The organism is Acinetobacter sp. EKM10A (assembly GCF_011075215.1).
In the GTDB taxonomy this organism is placed as follows: domain Bacteria; phylum Pseudomonadota; class Gammaproteobacteria; order Pseudomonadales; family Moraxellaceae; genus Acinetobacter; species Acinetobacter baumannii.
Map to the genome: position 1 here is coordinate 102,769 of NZ_JAALLK010000003.1, position 21,522 is coordinate 124,290.

Sequence of the window (21,522 nt, forward strand, 5' to 3'; positions counted from 1 at the left end):
ATACGCCTATATAGTCAACATTAGCTCATATACATTCATTATAAGGCTGTGCTAAGTTTATCGATTTATGAAGCAATCAAATTCCGAAGTACATAATGCAAAATACCACCTGCCTTAAAGTACTCAACCTCATTTAACGTATCAATTCGACATAACACATTAAAATGACTAGCTACTCCATTTGGCCCTTTCACATCAACCTCAAGAATTTCATGAGGCTGAATACCATCCGATAAACCACGAATCGAAATGACTTCGTGACCCGTTAAGTTGAGGGACTGTCTGGTTTGGCCATCAACAAACTGGAGTGGCAACACGCCCATACCCACCAAGTTTGAACGGTGAATACGTTCAAAACTTTCAGCAATGACAGCTTTTACACCTAACAAGTTCGTTCCTTTGGCAGCCCAGTCACGTGAAGAACCTGTTCCGTATTCTTTACCAGCAATAATCACAAGCGGTGTATGTTCTTGTTGGTAACGCATTGCCGCATCATAAATGGCAAGCTTCTCACCACTTGGCACATGTATGGTATTACCGCCTTCTTCACCGCCGAGCATTTCGTTTTTAATACGAATGTTGGCAAAGGTGCCTCGCATCATGACTTCATGGTTACCACGTCGTGAACCATAAGAGTTGAAGTCTTTTGGCTCTACACCTTGCTCTTGTAAATAGCGGCCAGCTGGACTGTCTTTTTTGATATTACCCGCTGGTGAAATATGGTCGGTTGTTACCGAGTCACCAAGCACTGCCAAAATACGTGCCTGTTCAATATTCTTGATTGGTTTTGGTGGCTCACCAATACCTTCAAAGAACGGCGGATGACGAATATAAGTCGAGTCATCAGCCCATTCGTAAGTTTTACTTTTTGGAATCTGAATCGCTTGCCAGCTTGCATCACCATCAAACACCGCAGCATATTCTTTGTGGAACATGTCGGTATTTACTTTTTGTAAGACGGCATCAATTTCTGCCTGACTTGGCCAGATATCTTTTAAGTAAACAGGTTGCCCATCTTTACCTTGCCCGATTGGTTGAGTCGTTAAATCGGTACGAATATTCCCAACTAAACCATAGGCAACCACAAGTGGTGGTGAGGCAAGCCAGTTGGTTTTAACTAATGGATGCACACGCCCTTCAAAGTTACGGTTACCCGAAAGTACAGATGCCACGTTTAAATCATGACACTGAATTGCATCTTCAATTGGTTCAGGTAAAGGACCTGAGTTACCAATACACGTTGTACAACCATATCCGACCAAGTTATAGCCCAACTCATCTAAATACGGCGTAAGCCCAGCCGCCAATAAATAGTCGGTCACGACTTTAGAACCAGGCGCAAGTGAACTTTTTACCCACGGTTTACGCTGCAAGCCTTTTTCAATGGCTTTTTTAGCAAGTAAACCGGCTGCCAACATGACACTTGGGTTAGAAGTATTGGTACATGAAGTAATTGCTGAGATGACGACATCACCATGATTCAACGGATATTCTTGCCCTTCAATCACACAAGATGGGCTTTCATGCTGAATATTGGCTTTGGTCGCTTCTACAGCCGTACCACCACCGCCTTCATTTTCTAAACGCTCTTTCGCTTCTTTAGCTGGCTTAAGCGTTAATTCCATGAGTGCATTAAAGGTTTTAGGAACTTCCGATAAAAGTACGCGGTCTTGAGGGCGTTTTGGACCTGCCAAACTTGCCTGAACCGTACTCATATCTAAACTTAACGTATCTGTAAACACAGGTTCATCACCCGCATTACGCCATAAACCTTGCGCCTTGCTATATGCTTCCACCAATGCAATACGGTCACTTTGACGACCTGTTAATTTCAAATAACCCAAAGTCACTTCATCAATTGGGAAGAAACCACAAGTTGCACCATATTCAGGCGCCATATTGGCAATGGTTGCACGGTCAGCAAGTGGTAAATCGGCTAGACCATCGCCATAGAATTCTACAAATTTACCTACCACACCTTTTTGGCGAAGCATTTGAGTAATGGTCAGCACTAAGTCAGTTGCCGTAATCCCTTCTTGTAATTTGCCAGTCAGTTTAAAACCGATCACCTCAGGAATGAGCATAGAAATAGGTTGGCCTAACATGGCAGCTTCTGCTTCAATACCCCCAACGCCCCAACCTAATACCCCTAGACCATTAATCATGGTGGTATGTGAATCTGTACCCACTAAGGTGTCAGGGAAAGCAAAGGTTTGTCCGTTGTCTTCACCTAACCACACTGCTTGAGCCAAATACTCTAAATTGACCTGATGGCAAATACCGGTACCCGGTGGCACAACACTAAAGTTATTAAATGCAGATTGTCCCCAACGCAAAAATTGATATCGCTCGCCATTTCGCTGCATTTCAATTTGAACGTTTTCTTCAAAAGCCTGATCATCGGCAAAATGGTCTACCATCACAGAGTGGTCAATAACCAGATCTACAGGTGATAACGGATTAATTTTTTCAGGGTCACCCCCCGCTTCAGCCATTGCAGCACGCATTGCGGCTAAGTCAACGACTGCCGGAACGCCGGTAAAATCTTGCATTAAAACCCGTGCAGGTCGATATTGAATTTCTTGATCTGAGGTACGGGTTTTTAGCCACTCAGCTAAAGCATAAATATGTTCTGTTTTAACACTGTGCTGATCTTCAAACCGTAATAAGTTTTCCAACAGTACTTTTAATGATTTCGGCAGTTTGGCAATGTCACCTAGCTTTTTCTCGGCTTGGGTTAAGCTAAAAATCTGATAATTGCTGGAACCTACTGTTAGCGTCTGTAAAGCATTAAAACTATTGATATTGCTATACTTAGCCATTGGGTTATCCTCCCATGTCTGGCAATGTTATTTTTCACGTTTTTACATGTTGTTTTCTTACTTTAAGCTTCTTTTTTAATCGCTGTGTTTTGTTTTAGTTACTATTTCTAATCTTTGATTTTTATTACGATAATTTCAAAGCAGATAAAGAGTTTTTCCACAGCAAATCTGCTAATTCTGGCTCTGCCATATTTAAATTTTCAGCCAAACTTTTTAGTACATAAGGTAAATTCACAGGCGTATTTCGAGTACGATGCTCAGCTGAGGTTTGGCAGCAAAGTGGCGTCATATCAGGACAGTCTGTTTCAATCACTAAATGCTCGGCACCTATAGCCTGCACAACCGTATGAAGCTTTTTCGCATTGGGGTTCGTGATTTGTCCCGTCACACCAATTTTAAAACCAAGCTTAATCAGGCCTTTTGCCTCCTCTACTCCGCCACTAAAAGCATGAGCAATGCCACCGAGTTTAAACTTATGCGCTTTTAATAGTGCGAGCACATCACCATGTGCTTTTCGTATATGAAGCAACACCGGTTTTTGGTATTGAGTTGCCAGATCTAACTGATCAGCAAAATACTGTTTTTGCTTGGCATATATATCGGGCTGCTTGTGTTCCTTTAAGAAGGTATCTAAGCCGATTTCTCCTATTGCGACGCAGTCTTCTTGCTGCAAAATCTGTTCAAGATGAGAAAGATGTTCTGGTTTGTGCTGCTCAATATAAAACGGATGCAACCCCGGTGCTAAATAAGAAGTAGGTACATTCTCCCACTGCTTGAGCTGATAATGAGTGTGTACCAACTCATCAAAACGTGACTGTAAAAAGCCAATTAACACCAAAGCATCCACACCCACTTTTTTAGCTTCACGTGCTAACTGGTGCCGATCTTCATCAAAATCGGCAACATCAAAATGGGTGTGAGTATCAAACAGATGCATTAGCTGGCACTTTTTGCGGTAGGTGTCGAAGCTGGTTTAACTTTAGGCTGTGGCAAATATTCTTCTTTCAATACTTCTTGTAATTGGTCATATGGAATGACTAAACGAGGTAGCCCGACCACATAAGGTCCAATTTCATATTCGCCATATTGAAGAATCAAGCCTTGGTCACCTAACAGGAAATTTTCTGTGAGTTTAAACGGCCAAGCTTGCTCATATTCACTCACACTATTTGCAAGTTTTGAGTCTGTCACCCAAGCTTTAAACGCTTCATGTGCTAATTTTTCTAAAGCCGCTTTTTTCTCTGGACGTAACAAGTCTTCAAGTTTGACCTGCTTTTCTTTCTTTAAGTCAAAATTATAATATTGCTGCGCTGCCGAGCCATGTGCCCCGCCTAAATAGCTACTACTATTTACAACAACAGTTACGACTTTACCTTGAGACTGTATGATTTTAGGTTTCACCAACAGATTAATCTGGTGATTACTACTTAGAGCCTTTAATTCATTGTCCAAATCAATAAATGAATTTGCATAGCGCTGAACCTGAGCATCGAAACTATCTTGTTGCTCTGTAGCGGCAGCTACTGAAGCTTCTGTCTTCTTATCAGCTTGTGCTGCTTTTGCATCTGGTTCTGCAATTTCAAGAATCTGTCCGAGTGCTTTTAAAACTTGTTGATCAATAATCTTATCAATAAAAGGGAAATTACTTTGTAGGCGTTCTACCGTAAATTCAGGGCAAGTTTTACCATCACAATCCGGTAAAGTCACTTTACTTGGAACTGTTTCCCCTTTCAAAGTCAGTTCTACAGGCTTTTGTTCAACCACAGCCGGTTTTTGCTGATCTTCCGACTCTTTAGGATCACTTTTAGGCTGACATGCCACCAAAAATATCGCAGAAGCAAGTAGCGTTAAACGTAGCAAAGCCTTAGAAGTTAACATCATATTTTGCCTTTATTCTGAGAAGATTATGCATAACTCATATGAAGTTAGCGCATCTACAAGTAGGTTGCAAATTCTGCTACCAACTTAAAACATTTGTTCATAAACCTGAGGTTGCAATATTTTTTTCGTTTGTTCTGTTGTTAAATAAATATCAAGTTGAGGCGCATCTTTCGTAATCTGATTTGCCTGATAGTGCAAACCTACCCCTTCACCATCAAAGAACCAGTCAGCTTGTCCCCAATATAAAGTTTTTGGTGCTTGTTTTTTGACATCGGCAGTTTGCTTTTTCAACCAGTCCTGATACGCAGTTTGAACAATTTGATGTACTGTCGGTTGCTGGTCTTTTTTAAGCACATCAAGCAACGTTAAGTTTTTATGCAGTTTACGATCCGCCACGAAAAAATAATAACGGTCTTTTATAGTAATCTCTTCTTGTTTACTGTCTAAAGCCAATTGCAATAACACATACTGATTACGCTGCGAGGCAATGCGTGTACGAATGTGTAATTCATAAGCACGATTTTTAGAATACTTATCTTGCCATTCATCCGACTTCTTCACGTAAGCATTAATCGCTTGTTGAAGGCTTAAATCTTTTTTCAAATTAATTTGAGCCTGAATAACTTTCGCCTGATTTTTTTCAATCCAGCTATTTAACCACGCGTCTTGGGTTTTTATGGTTTGAATATCGACATCAATACAATTTTTCTTTTCACAAAACGGCACTGCATAATTTGCTTTGGTTTCGGTCAAATTTAAATAAGGTAAAACCTCTGCTTTCTCAACCGGATGGTCTTGAGTAGAAGCTGAATTTTCTTGAGAAGATGATGAAGACTGAGGCTTTTTCCAGACAAATACACAAATAGCCAAAATTAGAGCTATGGCTGCAACCACAAGCGCAATAATTGTCTTTTTACTCAAGTTCATTTCATCATCCTTTCTTATTTTTCAAAACAAAACAGCTTCTATTCGAAGCTGTTTGTCACATTTACATGATTAGTGTTCACGTGTGCTACGGAACTCAATATCAGGCCAACGCTCTTGCATAATCTGCAAGTTCACTCGGCTTGGCGCAAGATACGTTAAGTGTCCGCCACCATCAATAGAAAGTTGGTCATGTGCCTTTTTCTTAAACTCATTAAGAATCTTTTCATCATCACAATGAATCCAGCGTACCGTATTTACACTTACTGGCTCATAAACACAGTCAACTTTATATTCTTCTTTCAAGCGGTAAGCAACAACGTCGAACTGAAGTACACCCACAGCTCCCACGATCAAATCATTGCTAATTTGTGGCATAAATACCTGAGTTGCACCTTCTTCAGACAACTCTTTCAAACCTTTTTGCAACTGTTTTGACTTTAATGGGTCTTTCAAACGTACACGGCGGAACATTTCCGGCGCGAAGTGAGGAATACCTGTGAAGTGCAAGTTTTCACCGCTAGTGAAAGTATCACCAATCTGGATTGTACCGTGGTTGTGTAAACCAATAATATCGCCCGGCCATGCTTCTTCTAAGTGCTCACGCTCGCCTGCAAGGAAAGTCAACGCATCACTAATACGAACTTCTTTACCAATACGTACGTGATTCATTTTCAGGCCTTTCTCGTATTTACCTGAACAAATACGCATGAAGGCAATACGGTCACGGTGTTTAGGGTCCATGTTGGCTTGAATTTTAAATACAAAGCCAGAGAAACCTTCTTCTTTTGCTTCAACCATACGCTCTTGCGTTGGATGTGCTTTAGGTTCAGGTGCCCAGTTCATAAATGCATCGAGAACGTGGTCAACACCAAAGTTACCTAATGCTGTACCAAATAAAACAGGTGTTTGTTTACCTTGTAAGAATAGTTCGCGGTCTAATGGCTCATTTGCCATTTGTACAAGCTCAAGTGACTCTTCAAAAGAAGCCCAAGCTAACTCACCAACTTTTTCACGAATATCAGCGTGATTATAGCCATCACGTACTTCAATATCGGTAATGGTTGAACCAAAACCTGCTTTGTAGACATACAATTTATCTTCAAGAATATTGTATACACCAGCAAAGTCACGCCCCATACCAAGTGGCCATGTAATTGGTACACAGCGAATATTCAAGACGTTTTCAATTTCATCTAACAACTCAAGTGGCTCACGAATTTCACGGTCCATTTTGTTGACGAATGAAATAATTGGTGTGTCACGCATACGACACACTTCCATCAATTTGATGGTACGTTCTTCGACACCTTTTGCACCGTCAATCACCATCAGTGCAGAGTCAACAGCAGTAAGGGTACGATAAGTATCTTCCGAGAAGTCTTCGTGCCCCGGTGTATCGAGTAAGTTAATCGTGTGACCTTTATATGGGAACTGCATAACAGACGTGGTGATCGAAATACCACGTTCTTTTTCCATTTCCATCCAGTCAGATGTAGCTGCACGATCAGATTTACGGCTTTTTACCATCCCTGCAACCTGAATCGCTTTACCCCATAACAACAGTTTTTCTGTCATGGTGGTTTTACCGGCATCGGGGTGGGAAATAATAGCAAATGTGCGTCGTTGAGCGACCTGTGCCGCTAACTCATCTTTAAAACTCATGAAATACACCTACTGCGGAGATTGCAGTGCCAAAGATCTAAAGTCGATCAAAATAAAAATTGGCGTAATTGTAGCAGATTTATAGGTACTGTTTAGAGATTGTTGAGTTGTCTATCCGTGTTTTCATATTTGGAATATTTTTAATTGAGCCACTAAAAAAGCCTGTTCAATATAAACAGGCTTTTACGAATGAACTGAACAGCTTATGCCAATTTCTTTTCTTCAATAAATTGGACATCGGCAATTTGTGCATCCCAAAACTCAGTCCACAGTGCACAATAATCAAGACATAGTTGAGTCAAGCTTTCATAGTCATCTTTGGTAATGGCTTGAGCCAACGCAAACCAAAGGTCATCTTGATGGTCATCATCAGCAGCTTCAGCTGTTTCATCTGTTGAAACGCCATGTACATGGTAATAACCACCACCCTCAACATCGATATTTACAAACTTGGTTGCTTGTCGCAATGGTGGGCTAAAAAGAATAACTTCTTCTTCTGCCACCGCCAATAATGCCACCACATTAATATAACGATCGTAAGAAGCTTCTAAAAATGTTCTCACCTGATCTGCAATTTTTGAAGGTTTATAATTACGGCGGTCAGCCTCAGTCAAACCATAGTCATTTAGCAAATCTTCATATAATGGATAATGTGCATATTCAGGGTTGCCTAAATAATAATTATCTTTATCTAAACCCGGTCGAAAACCAAATTCATCTAATATATTTAAGCTCAACAACACCCGTGGAAACATTTTAGCGCCCGAGTGAAGCTTTGGTTCCAATTGTTTTGTCAGAAACTGCGCCTTTAATAAAGCATCGGTAAAAATCTGAACAATGGCATGACGATATTCTAAATGAATACGAGTCAGGGTTTGTTTATCAAGATAACCGTTATTTAATATTTCAATTGCAGGGTGTTTACTTACTGGTAATTGCGCAATTTTATTCCTTAATTGTTTGAGAAACTGTAAGTTTTCTTCCCATTGTGAAGCGGGAATACTATCTTTCATCCCCTGCAATGCTTTTTCTCTTGGATTATTAAAGTCTTCAAATTTTTTTGACATAATCATTCTCAATAAAAAGTTTTTCTTATAGTTAAGCTAAAGGCTATCCCTCTATTTCCATTACGTATTCGAACGTAAAAAGGATAAATTCCGTATACCCATACTTAACGAATTGATATTATGTTTATTATCTCAACAAATCAATGGATTAATTAATATTATTTAAAAAAGTAAACTATTGCCAATAAAATATTTATTTCTTTATTTATCAAGGCAAACCAAGCTATTGAATAAATATAATTTTTTAAATATCATTAAATAAGTTTTATTTAAGCTTTCATACTTTACAATAGCAAAGTTAATCAAAAAATATCTATGACGGGGCAACCAATGTCAAAAAGAGAAACGATTATAACAACAGCAATGACCCTTTTTAATCAGAAAAGTTATACCTCTATTGGGGTAGACAAAATTATTGCTGAATCTAAAGTTGCAAAAATGACTTTTTATAAGTACTTCTCTTCTAAAGAAGTTTTAATTGAAGAGTGTCTTCGCCGAAGAATTTTAGAAGTCCAAACTTCTTTATTAGATAAAGTTAATAGTGTAGATGACCCATTAAATAAACTAAAAAGTATTTTTAATTGGTATATCGACTGGATTAACACTGAAGATTTTAGTGGTTGTTTATTTAAAAAAGCAACGATAGAAGTCCTGCAGCTCTATCCTTCTATTAAAAAACAAGTAAATAAATACCGTGAATGGATTTACAGTTTAGTTTTATCTATATTTTTAGAGTTAGAAATTGAAGATCCAAAAGTATTAAGCAGTCTTTTTCTTAACATTATAGATGGGCTTATTATTGACGGGACTATTAACAAACCAGAAATTAACTCTGAAGAAACATGGTCTTATATAAATAAACTCATTGAGCTTGAAACAAAACAAAAATATGAAGCTGCTTAAAAAATTTAATTATTACGGCCCTTTACCATATTATAAGTTTTATTTTGAAGATGAGAGGATCTGTAATACATGCTCTATCAGGTGATCAGATCTGTTTTTTATCTGGTTCAATATAAAGTTCAGGTTGATATGTTTTAAAAGCATAACCGCCTGAACTTTATATAAATTTAGTTATCCCTAATATATTAATTAATAAACATATAGATTTTAATAAATTAATCTTTAAGAAAAATACCCTTTAAAATATAAGTAAATAACAGTTCTCTCGTATCACCCCTAGTTTCATCTAGCAGCTGAATAATGGCACCATCTAATGTAAATAAAAACATATCGCTATCGCTTTTCGTAACATCTTTCTTCACAGTTAAAAGCAATTTATAAACTTCAGTAGTTAACCAATGCCGATATTGTACAACCACTTGATAGGCTGCGGGGTAGAGTTTCTCAATTTCAAAAATAGCCCTAAATAGCAAGTGGTAATAACCATCCAGACTGGTATGTAAAAAGAAAATCTTCTTGAGTTTTTCACGCAAGATTAAATCTTTTTGTATGTAAATGATTGAGCGCACTTGTTCTTTTAAGACGTCTTTTTGAAAGTGTAGGCACATTTCAATAAGCCGTTCTTTAGAGTGGAAATAGTTATAAAACGAAGCTTTTGGCACCTCTGCTTCTCGCACAATGCGGTCTACTCCTACGTTATGAAAACCATGTTTATTAAAAAGATATCGAGACTTATGGAGTACGCTTAACGCGCGAAATGAGAGATCTGACTATGGCATATAGTTACCGTTATAAAATAATTTCTTGTTGTGTATAGAGATAAAACGACTGCAACTTTTGCTCTAAGCAAAAAAAGCATGCAAAGGCCCCAAAGACTGCGCTAACGCATCTCAAGTTTTATTGTTGATATGATTTTTTAGTCGTGAAGAACTGATGCCTGAAAACCTAAAGGTGATCAAACTGCATAAAGACTAACTGGGAGGTGTAAAAATAGTATGCATAGCCAACTCCTTATTTTGGGAGTTCTGCCAAAGCATTAATAAAAGATTATGGTGGCAGAACGAGCAAGGGTTCGCAGACTGATAGTAAAGAATCAGCACACCCAAAGGTGTCCCTCACTCGTCCTACCGCAACGAGCGAGGGACGATTGTACACACAAGACTACTCCTCAGAGGGAATAATCTGATGCCTTTACTAATCGGTCTGCGACAACCGGCTGGCAATGTAGGCCAGCAGGCAAAGGATAATCTGAGAGTTTAGAAGTGTCAATGTGGAATTTATGACAAGTTTTAAAAATTCTTATTATTTTTCATTAGATTAACTAAATTATTGTTTTAGATATTATATTAAGTAGTAGTTTTTAAATTTAACCAAATATCTGGGTTAAACAAAATGAGCACCTTGCGACTGAATCAGTTGCCCTACATTTACAGGCATACCCAACAAATAACCTTGGAACTGCTGACAGCCCAAGCGTGTTAAAATCTCAACTTGTTGCTGTGTTTCCACCCCTTCGGCTGTTACGGTTAAACCTAACTTTTTCGCCAAATGAATAATACTTTCTAAAATGACTTCTTCTTTTGAGCCCGGTTTTAAATCGACAATAAATCCACGGTCAATTTTAAGTTCATCGACTGGTAAATCTTTTAAATATAAGAAGCTTGAGTGCCCTGTTCCAAAGTCATCAATTGCCACACGAATGCCCATATCGCGCAGTCGCTCACAAGCACGAATGCTTAAGTCGATATGCCGCATTGCGGTTGATTCGGTAATTTCAATAATGAGGTGATGCGGCTGAATTTGATATTTTTTTAACAAACCTTCGAGAGTACTAAAGAGCTTTTTATTTTCGAACTGCAAGGCAGATAAATTGACTGCGATTGGATAAAACTGCGTATTGCTACGTTCCCATTCCTGAATTTGTTGGCAAGCTTGCTCAAGCGCCCAATATCCCATTGGAATAATTAAACCTGTCTTTTCCGCGCCACCAATAAACATATGCGGTGTCAGCATTCCTAAAGATGGATGGTTCCAGCGAATGAGTGCTTCTACCCCACAAATCTCAAGATTGGTATTAAATTTTGGCTGGTAGTAGAGAACAAATTGTTTTTCTTCGACTGCTTTGTATAAATCATTGATCAGTTTTGACTGACTTCTTGTTTCTTGTTGATGGGTAGAATAACTAAAGACGGTATAAGTATTGCGGCCCTGCTCCTTAGACATCAGCATGGCAGCATCGGCATTCATTAGCAGGTCTTGAACATTTTGCCCATGTTCAGGGAACAGTGCGATACCTAGACTTGCTGAAATATTAATTTCTTTACCGGAAATTTGGTAACTGTCTTGAATAAGATGTAATACTTTCTCAGCAAGTTGCATTGCCTCTTCAGTATCAGTGTTTTCAGCAATTAGTAAAAACTCATCCCCACCAATTCTAAGCAATTTACATTTTTCATTGAGTTGCCAATGTAAACGATTGGCCATTTGTATAAGCAGTTGATCACCAATGTGGTGTCCAAACGCGTCATTTACCGATTTAAAACGGTCTAAATCAATATAGAGAAAAGCTATTTTTTGGTCTTTATAACGGTGATCTGACAGGAGAACTTCGGCGTAATCCACTAAATAAAGTCGGTTTGGTAATTTAGTTAAGTTATCTTGAATAGAGAGGTTGGCTAATTCTTTATTGGCTTTACGCAGTTCTAGATTTCGCTGGTTCAGTCGTTGTTCCAGCACGGCAACAATAAAACTCGCGACCAGCACCAGACACGTCACCAAGATAATTGTAAATAGCAGCAAGTCATGTTCAGCCTGATATTGGCTTACAAACTTATCGGTAATATTTGTCGAAATAAGTGCCGTATAGTGCATCCCCATAATACTTAGGGTCATCATCACTGCAAAGGCTAATTTTAAACTTATACGGTGACGTTCACTTTCTTTTAATTTATAGGCCAGCAAGAAAGCTAGCCCCGACCCGCTCATGGCAATTAAGACAGAAAATAAAATAAGAAAAGAGGTATAGTCTTTCTTATAAATATCAATATTCCAGCCTAACATACTCACATAATAAGAAGCAGAAATCCCAATTCCCATAATGACTGAGCTTAAAATGAGTCTAAATATAGGAAGTGTAAAACGAGAAGTCAGCCAAATTGCGACACTTGAAAGTACAGCACTAATGCCAAAAGCCAGTGTAATTAAAGGAACGTTCGAAGAAGCTGCTTCAAATAAATGGTAAGCATGCATGCCGACAATATGGACAATACTAATCGCTGCTGCGAGTAATAATCCATTGAGTAATAGAATAAACGGCTCAATCTTTTTATAAGTTTGCTTAAATATTAACTGCTCCATGGAAATCACAATATAGCAAATAGCGCCAGCCGTAATAAAAGAGCCGACGATCAATGTGCTATCGTAATCAACATGACCCATATTGGACTTCCATGATTATTCAATACTTTTTTTTATTTTGTTCAACTCATTGCACAAAATACAATTAAACACGTTAAAGAAAAATTAGTAAATTCGACTTTTTTAGTCAGTTATAAACAATAACATTATCTAACATTTGGTCAAGTATTTTTTACTTTAGAAATCAATAAAGTAAACAAAAATTAAGCATCCAATTATATGAAAAATATAGGATTTCTTAAGTCTAGGTCAATTGACCTTAATGATGTTTTTTTAAACTTGTTTTAGGGACTAATAAAATAAAAAACCCTGCATTTAGCAGGGTCCTTTTAAAAACAATAGAAAAGAGAATTAGTTTTTCTCTTTGTCTACGATCTTGTTCGCTTGAATCCAAGGCATCATTGCACGTAATTTAGCACCAGTTTGTTCAATACCGTGTGCAGCATTTTGACGACGACGAGCTGTCATAGATGGGTAGTTCAACGCACCTTCTTGGATGAACATCTTCGCGTATTCACCAGATTGAATACGTTTTAATGCATTACGCATTGCTTCACGAGACTGTTCATTGATTACTTCAGGACCAGTTACGTATTCACCGTACTCAGCGTTGTTAGAAACTGAGTAGTTCATGTCAGCGATACCGCCTTCGAACATCAAGTCAACGATTAACTTAAGTTCGTGTAAGCATTCGAAGTAAGCCATTTCTGGTGCATAACCAGCTTCAACCAAAGTTTCGAAGCCCATTTTCACAAGTTCAACTGCACCACCACAAAGAACTGCTTGCTCACCGAATAAGTCAGTTTCAGTTTCTTCACGGAATGAAGTTTCGATAATACCTGTACGGCCACCACCTACGCCAGAAGCGTAAGAAAGCGCAACGTTACGTGCATTACCAGAAGCGTCTTGGTGAATTGCGATTAGGTCAGGAACACCTGAACCACGTTGGAATTCTGAACGTACAGTGTGACCAGGAGCTTTAGGCGCAACCATGATTACGTCTAAGTCTTTACGTGGAACAACTTGGTTATATAGAACAGAGAAACCATGAGCAAATGCTAAAGTCGCGCCTTCTTTGATGTTTGGCTCAATCACGTCACGGTAAAGTTGTGATTGGAATTCATCTGGAGTCAAAATCATTACGAGGTCAGCTTGCTTAACTGCTGCTGGGACTTCAGCAACTTTAAGACCAGCGTTTTCAGCTTTCTTCCAAGAAGCTGAACCAGCACGTAAACCTACAGTTACGTCTACACCTGAGTCTTTAAGGTTAAGTGCATGAGCATGACCTTGAGAACCGTAACCAATAATCGCAACTTTCTTGCTTTGGATGATTGATAAGTCACAGTCTTTATCGTAAAAAATTTGCATTTGTGTTCTCCGCTAAAATACTTTTTAAAAAATTAAATGGCTAAAACTTTTTCGCCACGGGCGATACCTGATACACCTGAACGAACGACTTCAAGAATGGTGTTTTCTGCAAGCGCATCGATAAAACCATCTAATTTTTCAGTTGTCCCTGCTATTTGAATGGTATAGGTCGTTGGTGTCACGTCTACAATTTGCGCACGGAAAATATCCGCAGTACGCTTAATTTCAGCACGTGAAGCACCCAATGCTTTTACTTTGATTAGCATGAGTTCACGCTCAATATGTGAACCTTCTGATAAATCAACTACTTTTACCACCTCAACAAGCTTGTTGAGCTGTTTCGTAATTTGTTCGATCTTATGGTCATCGCCATAAGTCGTTAACGTTAAACGCGATAATGTCGGATCTTCGGTTGGTGCAACATTAAGTGTTTCAATGTTGTAGTTACGTTGACTGAATAAGCCCACCAAACGAGAAAGCGCACCAGCTTCGTTTTCAACGAGTACAGAAATAATGTGTCTCATTAAATGCGCTCCCCTTTAGAAATCCACATATCACGCATAGATTGACCTGCAACCTGCATTGGATAAACGTGTTCGCTACGGTCAACCATAACGTTGATAAATACGCATTTATCATTGATTGCCATTGCTTCTGCAAGCTTCGATTCAAGTTCATCGGCATGATTAATTTGAATGCCTACATGACCATAAGCTTCCATTAACTTGGCAAAGTCAGGTAATGACTCAACATAAGAACTTGAATGACGACCTTCATAGTTCATATCTTGCCATTGTTTCACCATACCTAATGCACGGTTGTTCAAGCACAAAATTTTTACGTTCAAGCCATATTGTTTACAGGTTGAAAGTTCCTGAATACACATCTGAATTGAAGCTTCACCCGTAATACAAACAACTTGTTGGTCTGGGAAAGCAAGCTTCGCAGCCATTGCATAAGGTAAACCAACACCCATGGTGCCAAGGCCACCTGAGTTGATCCATTGGCGAGGACGTTTGTACTTATAATAAAGTGCACCAAACATCTGATGTTGACCTACATCAGAAGTAATAATGGCATCGCCATTGGTCACTTTATATAAAGTTTCAACAACCTGCTGTGGCTTCATAGTGCCATCAGATGGATTTTCATATTTCAAACCATGAACTTTGCGCCATTCATTGATTTGAGACCACCAAGCTGCAATTGCTTCAGGATTTGGTTTAGACACATTTAATTGTTTTAACTGTGCCAACATTTCTTGAAGAACTGGCTCTACTGCACCAACGATCGGAATATGCGCCATAATCGTTTTTGAAATGGTTGCAGGGTCGATATCGACATGAATCACTTTTGAGTTCGGGCAGAATTTGGCTGGGTTATTTGTTACGCGGTCATCAAAACGCGCACCAATCGCCAAAATTACGTCTGCATGGTGCATTGCCATATTGGCTTCATATGTACCGTGCATACCCAACATGCCAATAAACTGTGGGTCATCGCCCGGGAATCCGCCTAACCCCATAAGTGTGTTAGTTACCGGATAACCAAGTAAATGCGCAAGTTCGGTTAATAACGCAGAAGCATTCCCTTGTACGACACCACCGCCTGTATAAATAACAGGACGTTTTGCAGTTAGTAATTCATCAATTGCTTTACGAATTTGACCAGAGTGGCCGCGTGAAGGTGGTTGATATGAACGCATCTTCACTTTTTCAGGATATTCGTATGCAAACTTTTCTGCAGGGTTAGTCGCATCTTTAGGAATATCGACTACAACTGGACCAGGGCGCCCACTTGATGCGATATAGAATGCTTTTTTAATAATTGCAGGGATTTCACTTGCGTGGCGGACCTGAAAGCTGTGTTTCACGATAGGACGTGAAATACCAACCATGTCAGTTTCCTGGAAAGCGTCTTCACCAATCAGATGTGATGCAACCTGGCCAGACAAAACCACCATTGGGATTGAGTCCATATAAGCTGTTGCAATTGGAGTTACTGTATTGGTTGCGCCTGGACCAGAAGTGACCAGTACTACGCCAGTCTTACCTGTAGCACGCGAGTAGGCATCTGCCATATGACCAGCAGCTTGCTCATGGCGCACGAGGTAATGATTGATTTTGTCTTGTTGAAATAGCGCATCATAAATATGTAATACTGCGCCGCCTGGATAACCAAAAACATGTTCAACGCCTTCGTCCGCAAGAGCGCGAACGAGCATTTCACCACCAGATAAAAGTTCCAACGTGATTCACCCTAAAATCTTATATCACTATTTTATGGAAGGCATAAATAGTGTTTCATTCATTGAATTGTCTGCACTGTTATAGCACACATATTGTCTAGTTTTCGTTGCAATAGAAAAATTTCTGTTTTTCAGCCGTATAAGCTGTTTTAACATTAATAAAGCATGTCTGGATATACATACTTTAGTAAAATCAATCTCTCGGCTAGAGAGAATGTCTATTACAAAACATGACAGTTATTCGAAGGGTGATCGAGTAAATGCATATAAAACTAGAGAAAGCATTTTTGTTGTTTCTATATACAAAGTCAAGAATAAAGAAAAGGTTTTTCCATAAAAAAATTTAGCTGCTGCTTTTTTAATCTAATATTAGATCGTGAATTTACTCTTCTTAGCGTATTATTTATTAAAAATTCATTATTTTTATATAAAACGATCCATTCTAAATTGCTTATTTATAAAGTTTATTTAAATATAATCAGTTTACATTGGGGAAGAACTGATATGAATTTATCTTATTTAAAAACAAGCCTGTATATAGCCGTTACAACAGCAATTTTACTTTGCTCGAGTCAAAGTCAGGCACAGCAATATTATAAATGGATGGATCAAAGTGGCTCGACACATTACACCACGACACCACCTCCTAAAGGAGCAAAACATTTGAACAAAGTTTCGACTTACGGCAGTCAACCATTGTTGAAAAATCCATCATCAAACTCAGAACAACCATCTCAGGATAAAGATAAAGTCGTGCAAGAAGTAACTAACGTAGCAGTGGAAAAAGGTGCACCTGCTGTCCCGGTCCCACCTGCCCCGTCTGTATCGGCACCAAGATAATTAAAATGAGAGTGGTGAATATTTTTACCACTCTTCGATTATTTAAAATAAACAAGAATAGATTGGGAAATTTTATAGCGCAGATTAAAAGATAAAATCCTGCTCTAAAAACTGACATTTTCCTCTATTTTGCGCTATGCTGTGCAGCAATCTTTCATTTCAATTTTCGTTGTATAGCTTACGTCTATGACTATTTCTCACATTGACCCAGAATATCAAGCAAACACGATTGAACCATCAGTCCAACAAGATTGGGAAAATCGTAAAGTCTTTAAAGTTGCCGACACTGTCGAAGGTAAACATCGCTACATCCTGTCAATGTTCCCTTACCCAAGTGGCAAACTGCACATGGGTCATGTGCGTAACTATACCATTGGCGATGTAATTAGCCGTTTTTACCGTTTAAAAGGCGAAACCGTATTACAACCTATGGGTTGGGATGCATTTGGTTTACCAGCAGAAAACGCTGCAATTGCCCATAAAGTTGCTCCGGAAAAATGGACATTTGAAAACATCGCTTACATGCGTGACCAATTAAAAAAATTAGGTTTATCTGTAGATTGGGACCGTGAATTTGCAACGTGTACACCAGAGTACTATCACTGGGAACAATGGTTGTTCGTTCAGCTTTATAAAAAAGGTTTAATCTACCGTAAACTTTCAACAGTAAACTGGGACCCGGTTGACCAAACAGTTTTGGCAAACGAACAAGTTGAAAATGGTCGTGGCTGGCGTTCAGGTGCATTGGTTGAAAAACGCGATATTCCAATGTACTACTTCCGTATTACGGACTATGCACAAGAATTATTAGACGACCTAGACACTCTACAAGACGGCTGGCCTCAACAAGTGTTGACCATGCAGCGTAACTGGATTGGTCGTTCTACTGGTATGGAAATTACCTTCCCATCTGCCAATACTGAAATTTATGCTGACGGCTTAACTGTTTATACAACACGTGCCGACACACTTATGGGTGTGACGTACGTTGCCGTTGCGGCAGAACACCCTCTTGCGCTTAAAGCTGCTGAAAATAACCCTGAATTGGCTGCATTTATTGAAGAATGCCGCATGGGTTCAGTTGCAGAAGCTGACTTGGCTACAGCCGAGAAGAAAGGTATGGCAACAGGTTTGTTTGTAAAACACCCTGTAACTGGCGAAGAGCTTCCTGTCTGGATTGCGAACTACGTATTAATGTCTTACGGTTCTGGCGCAGTGATGGCTGTACCAGCACATGACGAACGTGACTTTGAATTTGCTAACAAGTTCAACTTGCCAATTAAGCAAGTCATTGATGCCAAAGGTGCTGACGATGCAGACTACTCTGCAACTGAATGGCAAGAATGGTACGGTTCTAAAGAAGGCAAACTTGTTAACTCTGGCGAATTTGATGGTCTAGAATTCCAAGCTGCCTTCGATGCATTCCTTGCAAAATTAGAACCACAAGGTTTAGCAAATTCTAAAGTTCAATTCCGTTTACGTGACTGGGGTGTTTCTCGTCAACGTTACTGGGGTTGTCCAATTCCAATGATTAACTGTGATACTTGTGGTCAAGTCACAGTTCCAGAAGACCAGCTTCCGGTTGTATTACCAACTGACGTTGTTCCAGATGGTTCAGGTAACCCATTAAATAAAATGCCTGAATTCTATGAAACGAAATGTCCTTGCTGTGGTGGCGATGCACGTCGTGAAACAGATACATTGGACACATTTGTAGAATCATCTTGGTACTACGCACGCTATGCATCTCCAGACTTTACTGGCGGTATGGTAAAACCTGAAGCAGCTAAAAACTGGCTTCCTGTAAACCAATATATTGGTGGTGTTGAACACGCGATTCTTCACTTACTTTATGCACGCTTCTTCCACAAATTAATGCGTGATGAAGGTGTTGTACAAGGTAATGAGCCATTTACCAACTTGTTAACTCAAGGCATGGTGCTTGCAGATACTTTCTATCGTGAAGCAGAAAATGGTAAGAAAACTTGGTTTAACCCTGCTGACATCGAATTAGAACGTGATGAGAAAGGCCGCATCATTTCTGCAAAATATTCAGGTGATGGTCAAGAAGTGATTATCGGCGGACAAGAAAAAATGTCTAAGTCGAAAAATAACGGTATTGACCCACAAGCCATTATTGATCAATACGGCGCAGATACAGCTCGTGTATTTATGATGTTTGCTGCACCACCAGATCAATCTTTAGAATGGTCTGATGCAGGTGTTGAAGGTGCAAACCGTTTCTTGAAACGTGTATGGCGTCTGGCAGCAAGCTTCCTTGAAAAAGGAAACTCTGCAACAGCAATCGATAAAGCAAGCTTGTCTAAAGATGCTCAAGATTTACGTCGTAAGACACACGAAACCATTCAAAAAGTAAGTGATGATATTGAGCGTCGTCATGCGTTCAATACTGCAATTGCTGCATTGATGGAATTGTTAAACGCAAGCAATAAGTTTGAAGCAAAAGATGACAATGACGTTGCTGTAGAACGTGAAGCAATCACCACATTGTTAACTTTACTTGCTCCATTTGCACCACATTTAAGCCAAACTTTATTGGCTCAGTTTGGTACGGACTTAACAGAAGCAACTTTCCCTGAAGTTGATGCTTCTGCATTAACCCGCAATACTCAAACGATTGTTGTACAAGTAAATGGTAAACTTCGCGGTAAACTTGAAGTTTCTGTTGATATTTCTAAAGATGAGTTATTAGCTCAAGCGAAAGCATTACCAGAAGTTCAGCAGTTCTTAACAGGACCAACCAAAAAAGAGATTGTGGTTCCAAACAAATTGGTTAACCTCGTGGTTTAATTACAGGTATTAATGAGAGGATCAAGCATGCACTTAGCCCAACGTTTAGCCGCTGTTGTTTTAACCTTAGGCCTTAGTGCAGGCTTAGTCGGGTGTGGTTTCCATTTAAAAGGAACTAACCCGACTGCGACTCCACTTGTTTATAAAAAATTAAGCCTTGAGTTACCGGCAAAAACCGATGACCTTGAAACACAATTAAAAGTGTATTTAACGGCAAATGGTGTTCAACTCAGCAATGACAACGACGCCTATGTTCTTCGTGTTTTAGAATACACGCCTCGTCGTCAGCTTCTAAATGGTAAACTTACAGAAGTGTTATTACGCTTGACTGTAACTTTCCAAATCGAAGACCGTCAAGGTAATAAAATTACAGAGCCGCGTACTTTAACCGCAGCTCGTAGTTATCAATATGATTTGGCAACGGTCAACACTGAGAACCAGCAAGAGAGTTACTTGCAACGTATTGTAATTGATGACCTTGCACAGCAAATTACTCGTCAAATTTCAGCCAATCGCTTACCAAAAGCTCAACCATAGACGTATCTTTTCTTAAGTAATGAAACTTGACTATTTACAAGCCCTCAAACGCATTCCGGAAGCTCGGGGTGCGTGGATCCTGCATGGACAGGAACCTTTATTAGAACAAAATTTACTCGATACTTTCCGCAAAAGCTGGCAGCAACAAGACATTGAAAGACAGCGCTACGATATTAGTAGTGTAAGTGACTGGAAAAATGTCTTTAATGCACTGAACAGCTTATCTTTATTTTCTCAGCAACTTGCGATTGAAGTTCACGGCAATATCAAGCCCGATGCCAATGGTTTAAAACAGCTAAAAAGTTATATCCAGCATAATGAAACTAACCTGCTGTTAATTGTTTTACCCAAACAAGACAGTAGCAGCTTAAAATCTGCTTTTTTCCAAGTTGTTGAAGCGAACGGTGTGGTGGTTGCCCTTACTGCTAACTATCCGCAAGATCGTCAACGAATATTAGCCGCTGAGGCTGAGAAGTTAGAAATTCAACTCGACAATGATGCTTGGCAGTGGCTCATGCAGCATCATGAGCATAACCTGCTCGCTGCTAAAAACAGCTTGATGCGGGTAAGAGATACTTTTCCAGACCAGAAACTGATTCAAATTGAACAGTTATATGCGTGTCTACAAGATCAGTCTCGTTACACCACTTACGATTTAAGCGATGCGTTATTAGAAGGTAATCTTGCTCAGTCCATTAAGATCTTTCAATATTTAATCGGTTCCGGTGAACCGGAAAGCTTAATCTTATGGACATTAAGTAAAGAAATGCGTTTATTAATGCAGTTGTTTGAACAACCACATAATGCATTACAACTGGGTATATGGAAAACAAAAGTTAGCTTATACCAACAAGCATTAAGAAGACTCAATCCACAGCAATTTTTGGGATGGTCTGCCCTGCTTTTACAAATTGATGCCGCAATCAAAGGCATGTCAAATGAGAATGCCCAACATTTAATGCAACAAGCCATTGCCGAGCTGTGTGGAAAAACATTATTTATACATTAGGGCAGCCAAATCATTTGCCTGCTTTATTGA

The 21,522-nt window shown here is 39.2% G+C and carries 15 protein-coding genes and 1 pseudogene; 5 read left to right on the forward strand and 11 right to left on the reverse strand.

The window, feature by feature from the left end; translation table 11 throughout:
- Positions 1 to 65: 65 nt before the first annotated feature.
- The 6 genes from acnA to G9371_RS05230 all read right to left on the reverse strand — a co-directional run bounded on the left by acnA (position 66) and on the right by G9371_RS05230 (position 8,359).
- Positions 66 to 2,822 (reverse strand): aconitate hydratase AcnA, encoded by a 2,757-nt coding sequence (gene acnA / locus G9371_RS05205; protein ID WP_005112113.1) that lies wholly within the window; start codon positions 2,820 to 2,822, stop codon positions 66 to 68.
- A 124-nt stretch (positions 2,823 to 2,946) separates the two neighbouring features.
- Positions 2,947 to 3,759 (reverse strand): TatD family hydrolase, encoded by an 813-nt coding sequence (locus G9371_RS05210; protein WP_029423665.1) that lies wholly within the window; start codon positions 3,757 to 3,759, stop codon positions 2,947 to 2,949.
- Positions 3,759 to 4,700, reverse strand: a complete 942-nt coding sequence (locus G9371_RS05215) for an RsiV family protein (RefSeq protein ID WP_029423666.1) — start codon at positions 4,698 to 4,700, stop codon at positions 3,759 to 3,761. The genes G9371_RS05210 and G9371_RS05215 overlap by 1 nt, the downstream gene beginning before the upstream one ends.
- Positions 4,701 to 4,787: 87 nt before the next feature.
- Positions 4,788 to 5,630 (reverse strand): hypothetical protein, encoded by an 843-nt coding sequence (locus G9371_RS05220; protein WP_001054078.1) that lies wholly within the window; start codon positions 5,628 to 5,630, stop codon positions 4,788 to 4,790.
- 69 nt (positions 5,631 to 5,699) lie between these two features.
- Positions 5,700 to 7,292, reverse strand: a complete 1,593-nt coding sequence (locus tag G9371_RS05225) for a peptide chain release factor 3 (RefSeq protein ID WP_000008538.1) — start codon at positions 7,290 to 7,292, stop codon at positions 5,700 to 5,702.
- Positions 7,293 to 7,495: 203 nt separating this feature from the next.
- The gene (locus tag G9371_RS05230) at positions 7,496 to 8,359 is read right to left on the reverse strand and encodes a hypothetical protein (RefSeq protein WP_000037374.1); all 864 of its coding nucleotides are present in this window, start codon (positions 8,357 to 8,359) and stop codon (positions 7,496 to 7,498) included.
- A 330-nt stretch (positions 8,360 to 8,689) separates the two neighbouring features.
- On the opposite strand from G9371_RS05230, the gene G9371_RS05235 reads away from it, so the two are divergent.
- Positions 8,690 to 9,262, forward strand: coding sequence for a TetR/AcrR family transcriptional regulator (locus tag G9371_RS05235; protein WP_000043988.1), 573 nt, complete (start codon positions 8,690 to 8,692; stop codon positions 9,260 to 9,262).
- 215 nt (positions 9,263 to 9,477) lie between these two features.
- Here G9371_RS05235 and G9371_RS05240 read toward each other — a convergent pair.
- The 5 genes and pseudogenes from G9371_RS05240 to G9371_RS05260 form a co-directional block, all read right to left on the reverse strand.
- Positions 9,478 to 10,032 (reverse strand): annotated as a pseudogene (locus tag G9371_RS05240) (TetR/AcrR family transcriptional regulator); the annotation flags it as partial.
- A 613-nt stretch (positions 10,033 to 10,645) separates the two neighbouring features.
- Positions 10,646 to 12,700, reverse strand: a complete 2,055-nt coding sequence (locus tag G9371_RS05245; RefSeq protein WP_000510221.1) for a GGDEF domain-containing phosphodiesterase — start codon at positions 12,698 to 12,700, stop codon at positions 10,646 to 10,648.
- Between the two features lie 330 nt (positions 12,701 to 13,030).
- Positions 13,031 to 14,047, reverse strand: a complete 1,017-nt coding sequence (gene ilvC / locus G9371_RS05250) for a ketol-acid reductoisomerase (RefSeq protein WP_001165443.1) — start codon at positions 14,045 to 14,047, stop codon at positions 13,031 to 13,033.
- 32 nt (positions 14,048 to 14,079) lie between these two features.
- Positions 14,080 to 14,571: an acetolactate synthase small subunit gene (gene ilvN, locus G9371_RS05255; RefSeq protein WP_001215920.1), complete on the reverse strand. Its 492-nt coding sequence runs from the start codon at positions 14,569 to 14,571 to the stop codon at positions 14,080 to 14,082.
- Complete coding sequence (locus G9371_RS05260) at positions 14,571 to 16,295, reverse strand: acetolactate synthase 3 large subunit (protein ID WP_000422094.1); 1,725 nt, start codon at positions 16,293 to 16,295, stop codon at positions 14,571 to 14,573. The genes ilvN and G9371_RS05260 overlap by 1 nt, the downstream gene beginning before the upstream one ends.
- Positions 16,296 to 16,799: 504 nt before the next feature.
- Here G9371_RS05260 and G9371_RS05265 point away from each other — a divergent pair.
- From G9371_RS05265 to holA, 4 genes are all read left to right on the forward strand, one after another.
- Positions 16,800 to 17,135: a DUF4124 domain-containing protein gene (locus G9371_RS05265; RefSeq protein WP_029423668.1), complete on the forward strand. Its 336-nt coding sequence runs from the start codon at positions 16,800 to 16,802 to the stop codon at positions 17,133 to 17,135.
- Between the two features lie 186 nt (positions 17,136 to 17,321).
- The gene (gene leuS / locus G9371_RS05270) at positions 17,322 to 19,946 is read left to right on the forward strand and encodes a leucine--tRNA ligase (protein ID WP_165471260.1); all 2,625 of its coding nucleotides are present in this window, start codon (positions 17,322 to 17,324) and stop codon (positions 19,944 to 19,946) included.
- Between the two features lie 27 nt (positions 19,947 to 19,973).
- Positions 19,974 to 20,483: an LPS assembly lipoprotein LptE gene (lptE, locus tag G9371_RS05275; protein ID WP_000549819.1), complete on the forward strand. Its 510-nt coding sequence runs from the start codon at positions 19,974 to 19,976 to the stop codon at positions 20,481 to 20,483.
- 19 nt (positions 20,484 to 20,502) lie between these two features.
- Positions 20,503 to 21,492: a DNA polymerase III subunit delta gene (holA, locus tag G9371_RS05280; protein ID WP_000762831.1), complete on the forward strand. Its 990-nt coding sequence runs from the start codon at positions 20,503 to 20,505 to the stop codon at positions 21,490 to 21,492.
- Positions 21,493 to 21,522 lie beyond the last annotated feature (30 nt).